This is a genomic window from Mycoplasmopsis columboralis (genome assembly GCF_900660675.1).
GTDB lineage: Bacteria > Bacillota_I > Bacilli_A > Mycoplasmatales > Metamycoplasmataceae > Mycoplasmopsis > Mycoplasmopsis columboralis.
Window position 1 is genome coordinate 58,265 of the sequence record NZ_LR215039.1, and the last position, 16,488, is coordinate 74,752.

At 26.1% G+C, this 16,488-nt stretch carries 13 protein-coding genes; 11 read left to right on the forward strand and 2 right to left on the reverse strand.

What is annotated here, in order from left to right; all coding sequences use genetic code 4:
- Window position 1: 1 nt before the first annotated feature.
- The 6 genes from mnmG to EXC45_RS00260 all read left to right on the forward strand — a co-directional run bounded on the left by mnmG (window position 2) and on the right by EXC45_RS00260 (window position 8,857).
- On the forward strand, window positions 2-1,837 hold the full coding sequence (gene mnmG / locus EXC45_RS00235) for a tRNA uridine-5-carboxymethylaminomethyl(34) synthesis enzyme MnmG (RefSeq protein ID WP_036434092.1): 1,836 nt from the start codon (window positions 2-4) through the stop codon (window positions 1,835-1,837).
- Window positions 1,837-2,271, forward strand: coding sequence for a 23S rRNA (pseudouridine(1915)-N(3))-methyltransferase RlmH (locus tag EXC45_RS00240; RefSeq protein WP_036434095.1), 435 nt, complete (start codon window positions 1,837-1,839; stop codon window positions 2,269-2,271). The genes mnmG and EXC45_RS00240 overlap by 1 nt, the downstream gene beginning before the upstream one ends.
- A 488-nt stretch (window positions 2,272-2,759) precedes the next feature.
- Window positions 2,760-3,713 (forward strand): hypothetical protein, encoded by a 954-nt coding sequence (locus EXC45_RS00245; protein ID WP_036434097.1) that lies wholly within the window; start codon window positions 2,760-2,762, stop codon window positions 3,711-3,713.
- Window positions 3,665-4,399 (forward strand): hypothetical protein, encoded by a 735-nt coding sequence (locus EXC45_RS00250; protein WP_036434098.1) that lies wholly within the window; start codon window positions 3,665-3,667, stop codon window positions 4,397-4,399. Before EXC45_RS00245 ends, EXC45_RS00250 begins: the two co-directional genes overlap by 49 nt.
- Complete coding sequence (locus EXC45_RS00255; RefSeq protein WP_036434102.1) at window positions 4,399-6,627, forward strand: ATP-binding cassette domain-containing protein; 2,229 nt, start codon at window positions 4,399-4,401, stop codon at window positions 6,625-6,627. The genes EXC45_RS00250 and EXC45_RS00255 overlap by 1 nt, the downstream gene beginning before the upstream one ends.
- A gap of 37 nt (window positions 6,628-6,664) precedes the next feature.
- Window positions 6,665-8,857 carry an ATP-binding cassette domain-containing protein gene (locus EXC45_RS00260; protein ID WP_036434104.1) on the forward strand — a complete coding sequence of 731 codons (2,193 nt, stop codon included), beginning with the start codon at window positions 6,665-6,667 and terminating at the stop codon, window positions 8,855-8,857.
- Window positions 8,858-9,046: 189 nt separating this feature from the next.
- Here the strand turns inward: EXC45_RS00260 and EXC45_RS00265 are convergent, their stop codons facing one another.
- Together EXC45_RS00265 and rbfA are read right to left on the reverse strand one after the other, a co-directional pair.
- Window positions 9,047-9,622: a hypothetical protein gene (locus tag EXC45_RS00265; RefSeq protein ID WP_036434106.1), complete on the reverse strand. Its 576-nt coding sequence runs from the start codon at window positions 9,620-9,622 to the stop codon at window positions 9,047-9,049.
- Between the two features lie 158 nt (window positions 9,623-9,780).
- Window positions 9,781-10,125 (reverse strand): 30S ribosome-binding factor RbfA, encoded by a 345-nt coding sequence (gene rbfA / locus EXC45_RS00270; protein WP_036434108.1) that lies wholly within the window; start codon window positions 10,123-10,125, stop codon window positions 9,781-9,783.
- A gap of 74 nt (window positions 10,126-10,199) precedes the next feature.
- Between rbfA and EXC45_RS00275 the strand changes: the two genes are divergently transcribed.
- The 5 genes from EXC45_RS00275 to EXC45_RS00295 all read left to right on the forward strand — a co-directional run bounded on the left by EXC45_RS00275 (window position 10,200) and on the right by EXC45_RS00295 (window position 16,483).
- A complete protein-coding gene (locus EXC45_RS00275) occupies window positions 10,200-12,536 on the forward strand; it encodes a UU173 family protein (protein WP_051616945.1) in 2,337 nt (778 codons plus the stop codon).
- A complete protein-coding gene (locus EXC45_RS00280; protein ID WP_036434110.1) occupies window positions 12,529-13,611 on the forward strand; it encodes a zinc-binding metallopeptidase family protein in 1,083 nt (360 codons plus the stop codon). Before EXC45_RS00275 ends, EXC45_RS00280 begins: the two co-directional genes overlap by 8 nt.
- A 73-nt stretch (window positions 13,612-13,684) precedes the next feature.
- On the forward strand, window positions 13,685-13,936 hold the full coding sequence (locus EXC45_RS00285; protein ID WP_036434112.1) for a YneF family protein: 252 nt from the start codon (window positions 13,685-13,687) through the stop codon (window positions 13,934-13,936).
- 21 nt (window positions 13,937-13,957) lie between these two features.
- Entirely contained in the window at window positions 13,958-15,805 is a 1,848-nt protein-coding gene (locus tag EXC45_RS00290; RefSeq protein ID WP_036434114.1) for a TrkH family potassium uptake protein, read from the forward strand.
- Window positions 15,806-15,808: 3 nt separating this feature from the next.
- Window positions 15,809-16,483 carry a potassium channel family protein gene (locus tag EXC45_RS00295; protein WP_036434116.1) on the forward strand — a complete coding sequence of 225 codons (675 nt, stop codon included), beginning with the start codon at window positions 15,809-15,811 and terminating at the stop codon, window positions 16,481-16,483.
- Window positions 16,484-16,488 lie beyond the last annotated feature (5 nt).

Consider the following 16,488-nt stretch of genomic DNA (forward strand, 5'->3'; position numbering starts at 1 on the left):
TATGAATACATTTGTAAAAGAATTTGAAGTTATCGTTGTTGGTGGAGGTCACGCTGGAGTTGAGGCAGCTTTTGCTAGTGCGAATAAAGGACATAAAACCGCGTTAATTATTTTTGATAAAAGCCGAATTGCAATGATGCCTTGTAACCCTTCAATAGGAGGTCCAGCAAAAGGAATAATTACTCGTGAAATTGATGCTTTAGGTGGAGTTCAAGGATATTTTAGTGATTTAGCAATGATTCAAATTAAAATGTTAAATGAATCTAAAGGACCGGCAGTTAGAGCAATTAGAGCTCAAATTGATAAAGATAAATATTCTAAAATCATTTTAGAAGCAGCACTAAAACATCCTAATTTAGAAATCATAGAAGATAGTGCCATTGAAATTTTAGTTCATGAAAATAATGTTTTTGAAGGTGTAAAACTTGAGAGTTTAGGAAATATTAAAGGACTAAAGGGAATTATCACTACTGGAACATATATGAATTCTCGCATTTTACGTGGAGAAGAAGTAACAATTTCAGGACCTGATAATTTAAAAACAACTCCTAAATTAAGTCAATCAATGGAAAAATTAGGATTTGAAATTCAACGTTTAAAAACCGGGACTCCTTGTAGAGTATACGCAAATTCAATTGATTTTTCAAAAGTGGAAAAAGAACAACTTGATGATAGCGAACTTCACTTTTCAAATCGTTCAAATATTAAACTTGATAAACAAGTTTCATGTTATTTAACTTATACCACTGAACAAACACACCAAATTATTCGTGATAATATTCATCGTTCAGCAATGTATTCAGGATTAATTGAAGGTGTGGGACCTAGATATTGTCCAAGTGTTGAAGATAAAATTATGCGTTTTCCCGACAAAGAAAGACACCAAATTTTCTTTGAACCTGAAACAGCTGATGGAGAAATTATTTATGTGAATGGTCTTAGCACTTCAATGCCAATTGACGTGCAAGATAAAATGATCCGTTCAGTACCTGGCCTTGAAAATGCTGTGATTCAAAAATGAGGGTATGCTATTGAATATGATGCTATCAACCCATTACAATTACTTCCTTCTCTGGAAACTAAAGTTATTAAGGGTCTGTATACAGCGGGGCAAATTAACGGAACTAGCGGTTATGAAGAAGCGGCTTGTCAAGGTTTAATTGCTGGAATTAACGCCTCTTTAAGTATTGAAAATAAAGAGCCACTTATTTTATCACGCTCAGAAGCGTATATTGGAGTTTTAATTGATGATTTAGTTACTAAAGGTACTCGCGAACCATATCGTATGCTTACATCTAGAGCTGAATATCGTTTACTTCTTAGAAATGACAATCCAGATTTGAGACTTGCCAAACATGCTTATGAGGTAGGTTTAATTTCACAAGAAAATTATCAAAAAGTGGTTGATAAATATGCATTAATTGATCAAAAAATTGAACAATTAAGTAATGAATTTATTTCTTCTAAGGATCCAGTAGCCATTAAATACGGAATTGTCAATGGAGTATCAATGCTAAAAGTAGTAGCTCGTCCTGATGTTGATGCATCCCTTATTTTAAAGGATTTCCCATATATAAGTGAATTAACAACTAAGGTGCGTTTAGAAGGTTACATTAAAAAACAACAAACCCAAGCTCAAAAAATTGAAAAATTAGATAATTTCAAAATTCCTACAGACATTGATTATTCTCAAGTTCAAAACTTAGCCACTGAAGCAAGACAAAAACTTCAAAAAATTCGCCCTTTAACTGTTGGACAAGCCTCACGTATTAGCGGAATTAATCCAGCTGATATTCAAATGTTGATGTTTTATATTCAAAGCGTATATAAAAAATAATGAAAATAAATATTATTGCTGTTGGGTCTTTAACTAAAGATTTTCAAAACTTATATGATGATTATGTCAAGAAAATTTCGTTTTTTGCAAAAATTAATTTAATTGAAATTAAAGAGCAAAAACTTGACAATATTGAATTAAAAATCAAAAAAGAAACTCAAATGATTTTAGAAAAAATACCTAAAGGTTCCAATGTAATTTATTTGTCATTACAAGGAAAACAAGTATCTTCTGAAGAATTTGGAAACTACTTTTTAGATATAGATAACACCACTTTTGTTATTGGTGGTTCCAATGGGGTTGATGAAGCAGAATTTACTAAAAAAGTGAATTTTTCAAAAATGACATTCCCTCATCAATTATTTAGAGTCATGTTAGTGGAGCAAATTTATAGATCTTTCACTATTAAAAACAATATTAAATATCATAAATAATAAATTACTCTCAAAGTATTTGAGAGTTTTTATTTACTTATGAAATAAATGTGGAAATTTTTATTTTTAAATTAAACAAACATTAAATAAAATATAATTTTATATATAAATAAAATAAAATGATAAATAACGAAAATAGACATTTTACAATATAAAAGGATTAGTTTTCCCGATGGTTCTTCCTGCGATTTTAGCATTAATAACACAAAAACATCATTTAAAATCCAAATGAATTAATATTAATTTGTTTAAAATAACTACAATGATTCGGTGCTAAAGTATAAAATTTTTGCAAATGTTTAATTTTATTTCATAAAAAACATCTTTTATTTAAGATTGTCAAAACTATTTCAAATTTAGAATATAAACAAGTTAAAAAATAAAGAATTTCCAATTGAATTTATGGCGGGGAAATTATAGGAAAATTTACATACGAAATTTGTTTAAAAGTTAATAGCAAAGTCATTTAGCTATAGATGTGAGAGTATATGTTTAAAAATGGTATTTTTACAAAAAAGTTTTTTAATAAACATAAGAAAGCTATATTATCAGGTTTTTTTATTGGAACTCTTTTAATAACTGTTCCTACAGTGGTTTTAGTAAATTTGAACAAAGATAAATTTATCGACAAAAATAAAGAAATTTATAAAATTGATTTTAATAATCTAAATATAAAAGTAAATGAAAAATTAGAAGAATTTAAAAATAATAATATTTTAAAAAATAACAAGGTCTACTTCGTTTCTGATAAATATAAAATAACATCAATAGGAAATTTCTTATCTTTATATAAAGTTTCAAATTCATACAATCTGGATGAATATTTAAATAGAATAAAACAAATTTTGAATGAAACAGAATACTCAAAATTTTTACTCTCAGATTTGCCTGATTACATAGAGTTGTGATTGAATAATGATAATTTTAATAATATTGAAAAGTTAGATGAAGTATTGAAAGTCTTTTGAAATCCAAAATATAATATGTTTTCAGATTACGGAGGGGATATAGATCTATTTTCTATATTTAATTCTATTCGCATTTCAGTTCTTTTAAAACAATATAATTCCGAAACACTTTATAAAAAATACGATATTTCTAAATACTTTGATACTCTACAAATAGATGATGAATTTATATCTCAAAAATCCTTAAAAGATAAAATTACTTTGTATGGAATATTGAATTTAGAAAAAGAAGTTTTGATTGATAACAAAAAAGATCAATTAAAAAATATTTTTATAAAAGATAAGGATAGTAAAGTTCAAGATTTTAAAAATGGAGATGTTGATTATTACTGATTCTTAAACTCTAAGTATTTTTTAGAAGAAAAAGATTATAAAAATATGATTTCTGAGTTGAAAAAAATTACTCTAATAACTATAATCAAAACTTGTTATTTTTACAAATTAATGAAAATATCGGAAAAGACAATGCTTTAGATTTTGCTAAATTTAATTACGACCGTTCAAATATTTATAAAGTATTCAATCCAGAAGCTTCTTATTACAGTTTAAAGATTTTTAATTATGACAAAGATTTTACGAGCAAAACAGTTGATTACATTAAAAAAAGATTTTTTGAAGTTCTAAAATCAAATAAATTTGATCACACAAAGAATATATTTTATCAGCTTGATATTTTGTCTCAGTATGATAAAAGTTATGTATTGAACAATTTTGACAATATAGAAAAATACATCTATACAGCAATGAATGTAAATAGAAATGAATCTAACATTTATTTTGGTATTCTTTCACTTTTAACAATTTATAAAATTTCAAACAAAAATCTTTACTTAGAATCTTATTTGGCCAATTATTTGAAAGAACAAATTAAATTTGTTTCAAATAACGAAAACCAAGAAATTTTAATGTTAAATTTTCCTTACTATTATTATTTTGCCTTAATTCTTGGCGATGAAAAACATGAAGAATTTTTTAAAAGAGAAATCGAAAATAGCTGAAATAAATTAGACTTGTCTGTATCTTCTGGATACGGAATGCATTTGCTTTATTTTTTAAAAGATACAATAGAAAATCTTGATTTAAAATTACAAATACCAGAAAATCCTACTACTTTTAAAGAAGTTTACTTTTCGTTACTACAAAAAGAAAGTGATAACTAATGATAATAATAAAAAACGTAAATAAAAAATTTAAAAAACATAAGGTTTTTGAAGATTTAAATCTATTTATCAAAGAAAAAGAATTAACTTTTGTTGTTGGTAAATCTGGATTAGGTAAAACAACTTTATTACATTTGATAGCAGGGTTTGAAAAACCCGATTCAGGAGAAATTTTTCTAAAAAGAAGCAATGAAAATAAAAGTAACTTAATTGATAAATGTGATTTAATATTTCAAGATTTCAACTTAATTGAAAACTTAAATGCGTTAGAAAATTTACGTTTTGGATTAGAAACTTTAGGATTAAAAGTTGACGAAAATAATATATTTAATTTAGCGAAAGAGTTAAATATAGACAACGAAACACTTTTAACAAAAGCTAAAAATTTATCTGGTGGAGAAAAACAGAGAATAGCAATATTAAGATCATTATTACGAAATAAAGAAATTTTGCTAGTTGATGAACCGACAGCAAATTTAGACAAAGAAAATAAAGAGATAATTTTCAAACTTTTAAAAACAGTTTCCAAAAACAAAACTGTAATTGTAGTTTCTCACGATATCGAAAAAGCAACTAAATACGCAGATAACATATATGATTTAGAAGCTCATAAATATTCAACACTGGTAAATTTTCAAGACAAAAAAGAATATTCAACATCTACTGTAGATTCTATTGAAATCCAGTCTGATAGTTTATGAAAATTTAAATGAAGATCTATTTTTACTATTTTAAAATCTGATTTTAAAAAAAGAATTTGACAATATCTTTTAATTTTTATTAGCCTTTTTTCTTCTGTTGTCATTATAGGTAACACTCATAATTTATTTAATAATAATTTGATAGCAGCAAAAGAAAATAAAAAGGATTTAAATTACGATCTAATTGAGGTGAAAAAAGAAGTACCTGGTATTAGTTTTAATTTTAATCCTAACGAAACTAATTCAATAATAAGCAATGAGACCAATACTGAAGAGATAAGTCTTTCGTATTCCTTAAATTTAAATGACAAATTTATACTTTTGCAAAATAATGATAAAAGTTTTTCTTTATCAGAAGAGAATACTTTACAAGTTAAAATAAGTGATTTTTCAAAAAACAGATTTATTGGAGAAAAAAACAATTTTATTGAAAATAAAAACGAAATTATACTTTCAAAAAAAGCAGCAGAAGCGCTAAATGTGGAATCATCTATAAATTCTGTTGTTAAACTAAAATTAATTAATTTAGATTTTGAAGAAGAAACCTTTGAAAAAGAATTAAAGGTTGTTGACATAAATACTAAATTAGACGCTAATGAAAGAAATTTAAATTATGTTAGTTCAGAATTAATTTTAGAAATTCAAAAATGAGTTTCAAGGAATAAAACTTGAAAAACGTCAGTTTTAAGAGATAAAAACGCTTCAAACAATTCCTTATTAGACCATGAACTAATTTTAGAAAATTCTATTGAAGATATCAAAAATAAAGAAAATTTTAAGCTTATTTACGGTAGCTTTCCGACAAAAATTGAAGAACTTTTGATATCGAATAAACTTCTTGAAACATTGGGAATTAACTGAGAAAGCGATTCTTTAGTTTTAAAAGATGGTGTTAATAATTATGTTTTTAAAATAACAGGTGTTTACGAAGATGAAAAACTAGATGTTTTTACAACTTCTGAAAACATTAATTATTTAAATTCAGTAAGTCCGAATAAAATTAACATTTATTCTGATGATACAAGAGAAATAAAAAAGAATTTCGAAAATAAAAATTTGTATGTAATTTACTCTTACAAAAACTCTTTAATTGAATCTTTCATTTCTCAAAATCGATATACTAACTCTTTACTAATTTATATAGCAATAGGAATTGTGATTGTGTCAATTTTGATTTTTCTTGTTGTTTCCAAATTTGTAAATGATTCAAAAGTAAAAGAGATAGGAATCTACAAAGTTTTAGGTTCGAAAACTTGACAGATATTTATTTATTACATTGGATCTTTGATTCCTTTTGTTTTAATATCATTTGTTTTAGTGTTAAGTTTATGTTATCCAATTCAACTAATTTTTGCAAGTTTCTTACACAGTAATAATTTAATTGTTTTTAGTTTTTGAGATAATTTACCAATTTATTTAATATCTTGATTAATTTTTAATTTAGTAATTTTAACTTTTAATTTCTTATGATTTTTAGTTCTTAATAAAAAGTCCAAAACAAAATTACTAAAAGAAGATAACGTATAAAGTTTTAATTAAAGAAAAAAAGAATTGAGCTAATATAATGATTGAAATAAAAAATTTATACAAAAAATTCGGAAAAAAAACAGTCATTGAAAATTTAGATTTAAGCATTGAGTCTAACTGCTTGTTTTTTATTGTTGGCAAATCAGGAACTGGAAAAACAACATTGTTGAATACAATCGCAGGATTTGAAAAAATCGACAATGGAACTATTAACATTTTTGACGAAAACAAACAATTGATAAATTTAGATAGAACGAAGTTTGTAGATGTAGTTTTTCAGAACTTTAATTTAATTGGAGATTTAAATGTTTTAGACAATTTAATTTTTGGTTTACAAATACTAGGCATTTCTTCTTCGGTTGACTACATTAAAAAAGTTTGTGCCGAATTTAACATTAATGAACAGCTATTGAAATCAAAAGCTAAAGATTTGTCTGGTGGAGAAAAACAAAGAGTTTCTATAGTTAGAACTTTTTTAAGAAACTCAAAATTTATCTTATTTGATGAACCCACTGGTAACTTAGATGATAAAAATACAGATATTGTCTTTGATACAATTGCTTCAATTAAAAAAGATAGAACTATAGTGATTGTTACTCATGACATAGAATCAGCTTATAAATATGGTGATTATATATATGATTTAAACAAGAAAGTTTTAACAAAAAATACTACAAAAAACGATTTACAAAGTAAGCAAGTTTTTAAAAGTAAAAACCAATATTCTAGAAGTTGAATTAATAAATGAAAATCAAACTTATTAATTTTAAAAAAAGATTTAAAAAAACGATGACTACAATTTTCAATAATTTTACTTTCGTTCATGCTTTCTCTTCTTTTTCTTGGTGGTTCAATTAATCTAGTTAATACTTCAAAAATTGTATCTAAAGAGAAAAAAATACAAACAAATTGAGATCTAAATAAAGTTTTAAAAAAATATGATGATGTTCAATTATCTTTTAATCCTATAGAAGAAGATATTATTAAATCTAATTCAATTGGCGTAAATTATCCTATTTATTTATCAGACAAGATTCGTAATAACGTTACATTGTCAAATGGAGATAAAAAAATAGAGATAAACAAATTAGACTTACAAAGTGTTAATTTTGATGAATACTCTAAAAATAGATTCAAAGGTGTTAATGGTAACTTTATAAGAGAAAAAAATGAAGTCATATTAGATGAAGAAACAATAAATAAGTTAGGTATAAACAAAAATGATTTAGGTCAAATAAAATTAAATATAAACTTTCAAGAAGAAAATAATTTAATTAATAACGAATATAATCTAACTGTAATTGATTATACTAAAGCAAATAATATCGATAAAAAAGGACATAATTACATTTCGGTACTTTTAGAAAAGGTTATTCAGAATTTTGTTCTATCTAATATCAATAAATGAAGAGTTATAAAATACAATTTAGATAAAAGCGCATATTTTAAAAACAACATTTCTATTGGTAAATATTCTGATGAAACTAAATTATTGAAAGGAAGAAAGCCAGAAAACTATGCTGAAATTGTAGTATCTAAGAAATTTTTAAAAGATACTAATTGATTGTGAAATGACGAAAATTTCTTAATTTCCAAACTAGATTTTAATTTTAAATTTAAATCTGTAGGTTATTTCGAAAGTGATGAATTTGATGTTTTACTAAGTGAAAAAGCATTCAGTTTTTTACAATCTAACTTTTTTGTTAACGGATATAATGTATTTTTAGAAAATAATCAAAATTTTAGAAATTCTACTAAAACTATTGATGATCTAATAATAGAAACTCAAAAATTATTGCTAATTGAAAAAATAAAATTTGCAAACAAAACAATACAAATTGTTTTACTATTTGCTAATTTAGCTTTGGGCTGTTTGTTCATTTTATTGATCATAATAATTACTAAAATGTTTGTTGATTCAAAAAAGAAAGAAACAGGAATTTTTAAAGCTTTAAAAGCTAATTGAAAACAAATTTTACTTTATCACTTGAGTTCGATAATTTTAATTTTGTTGCTAACGCTCTTGTTAACTTTTGTTTCGTTTTATCCAACAGAACTTATTCTTAACTCTTTAAGTGATTTAAGAGATATAATTGAAATTGACATTTTTTCATCTCTTTCAAATTACTTATTATTGTGGATAACTTATTCATTGTTTTGGATTTTTATTTACATTTTATGATTGAGTAAATACTTTTTATCTAGCACATCAAAACTGTTAAAAAATTAAATCTTATATATAAATCTTGAATCATATTACAAAACTCTGTTCAACTTACACGCTAAAGGCGTTTTTTTTTTTTTTTTTTTTTTGTATTTTAAGTAAGATGTTAATGACAAAATGTATCGCTATAGTCATTTTATTTAAATTTAATTAAAAAATACACCTTTAAAAGGTGTACCTGAAATAAAATTAATGTTATGCTTCTTGGTGTTGTTTGTTATATCTAACTAATTTTCAAACAAGATACACAATGTATGCTAAAGAAAATCAAGCAACAGCAATAATTAAAATTTCTGAGGCAATAAATACTCCTGCAAAAAATGGTAATACTTTGTTTGATTGATCTTTGTTAACTTTTGTGTATAAATCATTAAAAGTAATTGGTAAGTTGAGTGCATCTGAAATAATAAGGGCTGATACAGTAGTGAATAATGCGGCTATAATTAGCATAAATACAAGTACTAATAAATAATCTTTTTTAGTGTTTTTGTAATATTCTTTATTTTCAAAAGCTTGTTGATATTTGTTGTATCTAATAAAAGGAACAAATGAAAGCAAGTTAATTTGAGTTACTTTTTGTAAAAACATTAATTTTCAAATTAAAGATAGTGACGCAATCAATAAACTGATTAAGTTAAAGAAAAATAATGCATTATATTCAAAAACTTTTGTTTGAGTTAATCCTACAAAAGTAATTGGAAGTGTAAGTAAAAAGATTACTAAAAAAACCACACTCAACAAATCTAATGTTAAAAGTTTACTTTTTTTCATAATTGAATTTCCTTTGGTGTTGTAAGTAAATATAATTTACTTATTAAAATAATTTATAGTTTAATTATACTTTTAATTTAAATATTTTTTTAAACATTTTAACGATGTTAAAAGATCAAGAAAAAAACAAAGTGACACAATTTTTGCAATTAAAAATCTTATTCACTTTGTTCTGATTTAATTTTAGCTAAAATAGCGTCTATTTTCATTCCGTGATCAGTGACCTCATCTAAAACGAAAGTGATACTTGGAACTTTTCTTCATGATAAACTTTTAGCTAAAATACTTCTGACATATCCGGAAGCATTATTTAAAGCATCTAATCCTTTTTTAGTATTTCCTCCAAGAGATACAAATACTTTTAAATATGATAAGTCGCTAGACAATCTAGCGTCAATTACTACCGGGTCAATAATATTTACATTTGTTAAATCTCTAGAAACAATGTCAGCAACTAGTTGCATTGCTTGAGATTCTTTTCGAGATAAATTTACATTGTTCATAATTAAATTATACTTACATTTAACTTTATAAGTTAAATAATATAACGAATTTAAATGTTTAATATAATACAAATATGAGCAAAATTATTAAGTGAAGTTTTTTTAAAAGAGTTTTTTGAAATAATCCAGCTTTGCTTTGAGTTGGAGCAAATTTAGAAAAAGTTTTAAATGAAAATTTTGAGTATCAGTGACACAAACAAAGAGTTATAACTGAAGAAGAAAATGAACTTTTTGGAGATGACAATGATGAAGAAATCCCTGATTTTGATTTTGGGGAAATGCTTGAACTAGAAAATTCAAACCAAACAACTTCAATTAATAATATTGATTTAATTGCAGTGCAAAATTTTCGTAAACTCAAAGAAGGCGCTATTGATTTTTATGCTAAAAAATATAACATTCAAGCTAGCGAAATTTTCTATATTCCCACAAATTTAGAGGTAACACAAAAAGTTAATCTTACTAAAGATCTTATAAGTAATAATTCAATTAGACTAATTGTAGATGCTCATTTTGGTTATTTACATCAAGGAATTTCAGAAAAGTTTTTATATGTATCTGATTGTTTTTTATATGATAAAGAACTTGCTAAAATGTCATTATTAGGATATTCAGCTAAATCACCAATTGAAAATTTTTATAAGTTTTTTTACCTAGTTAATGTAGCTAAAAAAGAAAATTTAATTAAAGATGCCAGTTTGATAATTATTGATCCAGTTGTAAACTTACTTCGTAACACCAAGGTAAAAGAAATTAAATTTAGCGAAAGCTTTTCCGGTCACGTTGCTAAAAGCTTACCAGCAAAAAACTCTAAGCTATCATTTGCAAATAATTTTTATAGGCAAGTTTTAGCCCGAACTGGAGATTCATCTTTATTTTTAAATACGCTAAATTATGATTTAAGCTCTTTTTCTTTTTATAAAGTAGCTATTAATAAAGAATTATTACTTCCAACATTCAAAACTGATTTACTTGATGATTTACCCGAAGATTTACATAATTATCACCAAAATAAATTAAAAGATAATTTTAAAGTTCTCTTTACTGCTAAAGATAATACTAAAAGTATTACTTTTAAACCAATAAACTGATATTTTTCATTAATTGATAGAGCATATGAAAAATTTGGTGAAAATGTTGATTATAAAGCAATTAGTTTTTTTGCAACTTTAGATTTTAGTAATGAGGAAAATATTAGGATTTTAGATTATTTTGTAAGCGATACTTTAGAAATTGCTCATGCTCAAAAGCAAGAAATATTCTTTCCAAACTATCTTATGAGTAATGAGGAAAAATTAGCTATTTTAACTTATGTGTATGGAATTGAACAATGAAACATATCAAAAACTTTCTTTGGAGCTTTAAAATTAAAATACACCAAATATGAAGACATTCAAAAAGCCGCTCAATTATCATGCAATCTTGTTAATTTTTTCAATGTAGGTGTGTTAAACGTAATTAAATCATTGCATGTGAAAAATAAACGGGTAATTTGATATGACTATGAAGGTTTTTCGGATTTATTTCCAATTTTAGATACATCTAAATCATATGAACAAATTGTTTCTCAAGTGTCTATTATTGAAACAATTAATGGAGAGCAAACAAATATTAATAATTATGTAGTTGATACCAAAAATGTATCACTAAAAGACTTAGTAAAATTAATTCAAATCATTTATTCAAATCATGCAGATTTGTTTGTAGTATATAACAAAACATACGAAAATACACGTAATTCAGAAATATACAATTTGGTTCAAACCCAAATTCAGAACAATCCAAACGGAGAATTTGCTAAATGATTTGCTAGCGAAAATCTAACTTTAGATCTTTTTAAACAAATGATTTGACACATTAACAATCACACAATTGATTTATATGATTGTTTTAAATACCGTAATTTAATTAAAAACTCTCCTGAATATGCAAGTGATGATAATTTGCTTTCTTTTAAAGTTGAAAATTCAAAAATCATTTCAACTCAAGATGTCAAAAAAATCAATGTGGATTTAAAATATAAAACTTTCGTTTTTCTTGATAAGTTATTATTACAAGGATCAATTAAAAAAGTTGAGAAATTCATCACTTACCACAAGCTTAATCTTAAAACCTTAATTACACCTTATTCAGAATTAGTAATTCAAAAAGGAACAATGGCCATGAATGAAGCGATGTTGCGTTATCATGATTTCACTGGCGATTCAAATTGAAAACAAATTGAGCACAACTTAAAGTTATATTGTGAAAATGATGTTCGTGCCATGATTATGGTATATGAGTTTGTTATGGAACTTGTTCGAAGTGTTTTTCCGGAAATTGATACTTATGAATATCAAATGGAAAATGAAAATTTCTACTACAATATAGAAAATAATAAATTAATAATTAAAAGGATAAACAATGAATAAAACACAATTTAAACATAGATTAGTTGAATATATGGAACTAGAAGGTATGTCTAGATATGAAGAGCCAGTTGTACAAGCTCTCAAAAAGAATGTTGATAATAATGCTTTTGAATTTTCTAGAGATAATTTTGGTTCATTAATTATGCATAAAAAATCAAAAAATCCCAATGCGCCTAAAGTAATGATTGCCGCTCACATGGATGAAGTTGGTTACATCGTTAGAGATATTCATGAAAAAGGACAAATTTTACTTTCTCCTGTTGGTGGAATATGACCTTCTGTGGTAATTGGAACTAAAGCTAAATTAGTTAATTCTCTTGATGAAGAATTTTACGGAGTTTTTGGTCACACATCAATTCATATCATGAAAGCTGAAGAAGTTTCAAAAGCGATCACTAATAATGATTTATACGCAGATTTTGGGTTTAAAAACAAACAAGAAGCTCTAGATAATCACGTTGAAGTTGGAAATAGAGTTTACATGTCTGGTGAAACTATTTATTTTAAAAACGAAGATTTAATTGGTGGTAAAGCCATGGATAATCGTGCAGGAGTTACTGTGCTAGATTATGTAGCTTCACAAGTAAAGGACTTAGACTTAGACATAGATTTATATTTAGTTGGCACTGTCCAAGAAGAAGTTGGAACTAGAGGAGCTAAAACTTCAGTTACTTTAGTTAATCCTCAAGTGGCAATAGCTTTAGATACCACTTCTTCTCACGACACAATTAACACTATTGCAGGAACTACTAAATTATTTGCTGGAGCTGCACTAAGAATTAAAGATGGCGGAACCTTTATGGATCCTAAATTAGTTGATTTTATGAGTCAAACAGCCAAAAAACACAACATTAAAGCTTACAAATTTGTAGCTATGGGTGGTGGAACTGATGCTCATGAACTTCAATATGCTAAAGGAGGAGCCGCTACTTTAACTATTTCGTTGCCTCAAAGATATTTACACAGTCCAATTGGAGTATGTTCAATTTCAGATTTAATGGCGGCTGGAGATTTACTTGTTAACTTTTTAAAAGACTTTAACGAAAAAGAATATCGAAAAATGCAATACAAATAAGCTACTGCGTAATTATTGCTAATGTGTTAAAATTTAATTACTTATAATTAATTATTACAAAGGAGTAGAACTTATGCTTGAATTTACAGCGGCTACATTTTCAATTATGATTATTGGAATTATCTTAGGAGTAGCTCTTATTACTGCTTTGGTCACTTTTTTCCTTGCTAGAAGAATGTTTGAAAAGCAAATTAAAGAAAATCCACCTGTTTCTGAAAAAATGATTCGTGTAATGTTTAAACAAATGGGAAGAACAGCTTCAGAAACACAAATTAGACAAATTATGCGTTCAATGCAAAACGCAAAATACGATAAAAACAAATAAACAAATACAAAGTAGGTACAAATGGATCAGTTAAAACACTGATTAAGGAAACATTGGTTTTTACAACATTTTAAAAACTTTTTTAACTTAATTAGTAATTTTAAAAATAATCTATCAAAACTCAAATACTTGTTATTTGTTTATTTTTTAATTGTACTTGTTTCAACGTTGCTGTTATATGCACCTTTTACACAAAATGATTTAGATCCTATCACTGGAGATAAGGTAACAAAACTTTCATTTGTTGATGCACTTTTTACTGCCTCAAGTGCTTTCAGTGATACAGGTTTAACAGTTAAATCCACCTTTGCACAATTTAATGTCTTTGGACAAGCAATTATTGCAATTTTAATTTTTGCTGGTGGTATTGGTGTTTTTGCCCTAAAGTTATTTATTTTCAATTTTATTTTTAGACGCAAAAGCATTTCGCTTGGAGAAACAAAATTAATTCAATCTGAACGTGGTGGCGAAGATTCGGCTCGAGTGGTTAAACTTGTTATTGTTTCGGTTAAATTTTTACTTGTTGTTACGTTAATTTTCAGTGCGATTTTATCAATTTATTTTTATTTTGCTGATGATGCATCAGCTACAGCTGGAATTAAAGCTTTCTTAAGGGAACAATATCCAAACTTACCTGAAAATAAATTGGCTTATATAAGCCCTAAAAACAATATTGAAATGGCGATTCGCTTTGGTTTTTTTCACACCATTTCAGCTATTAATAATGCTGGATTTGATATTATTTCAAATAATTCATTAATGCCTTATTATAGTGATTACTTCCTACAAATATGCTTTATTATTTTGTTTGTAATTGGTGGATTAGGTTATCCAGTTATTTACGATTTAAGATGTTGACTTAAGCATAAATTAACTAAACAAAAAGGTGAATACAACTTAACTTTATTTACTAAATTATCCTTAATTGTGTACTTTCTTGTATTTGCTTTTGGTTTTATTGTGACACTTATTTTTGAAATTATTTCTAAAGATATGAACACCATTTGAAACAAATACTATTTCAAAAAAAGTGAACTTCAACATTTTGATTCGTATCGTTTGTGACTTTTTAATGGTAGCTTATCACTAAGTGAAAATTGAGAAGCTCATCAATGAAAAACACCTATAATAAATGGCTCTCAAAATGATTATCGGTTTTTAAGTTCTGAAGAAATTATTACAATAAAAAACAATTTAACACCAATTTTACAGCGCGGACAAATGTATGGTAATGCCTTCCAAAAAGTTTTTGCCATCTTATTTATTAGTTTATCAACTAGAAGTGCTGGGTTTTCAACTTCTTCACTGAGTGATTTTACCTTCAATAGTTACATTACATATTCAATTATGATGTTCATAGGGGCTGCTCCTTCAAGTACTGGTGGAGGAATTAGAACTACTACTTTTGCATTAATTCTTTTAGGAATTGTTTCGACTTTTAGAGGAGATCGCAAAACTAGATTATTTAGACGCTCAATTAGTCGAGACAATACATTTAATGCACTACAAGTATTTTTAATTAGTTTGTCTTTAGTTATAGTTGCAACTATGATTTGTGTCACTTCTTTTGATGTGTACTCACATGGAGGTTTAAATACCGCTGGTTCTTTAACAAAAGATAATGTCTTATTACAAAATCCCGAGACTTATCGTCTTGAACAGATTGTTTTTGAAATTTGTAGCGCCTTTGGAACTACTGGACTTTCTTTAGGGATTACTCCTGGACTTAATGTAGGTTCAAAAATTGCCTTAACAATTGTCATGTTTATTGGACAATTTGGAATTAGTTCATTGCTTTTTGTATGAAAACGTAAAAAAAGATACAATACATATTATGAATACATCGAAGAAGATGTAGCGATAGGATAATTTATGGGAATTAAATATAAAAATGATATTGCTGTAATTGGAACAGGACGCTTTGGTAGAGCTGTTATTGATCAATTAATTATTATGAATAAAAGCATTTTGGTTATAGACAAAGATGAAGAATCGGCACGAAATTTTGTTGATGATGTTCAAAGAGTGGTTATTGCTGATGCAGCAGAAGTTAAAGCTCTTAAAGGGATTGGAATTGAACAAATTGAAACAGTTGTTGTTGCTGTTCCAGATAACATTGAAATTGTTGCTGCGCTTCAAGAATTGGGTGTGAAAAACATTATTGTAAGAGCCATTAACGAGCGTCATGCTAGAGTTTTAAAACAAATTGGAGTTAATGTAATTATTCGTCCTGAACATGAAGCAGGAATTAGAACGGCTTTAATTGCTGGAAACAGAAACTTTATTGATTACAGCGAGAATTTGCAAGAATTAGGTGATAATTTCGTTTTAGGAACAACTAAAGTATTAAGTCCTAAATATAGTGATAAAAAATTAAAAGACCTTAATTTTAATAAATTTGGAGTAACTGTTGTTTTAATTAAAAGAAATGCTGTACCTATTCGTCCTCAAGGAGATACTATTTTGAAAAAAGAAGACTTAGTAACTTTAATTGGTGAGGTTGCTGACGTTACAGATATTTTTAAAAAACTCAATGAAACTAATTAATTTAG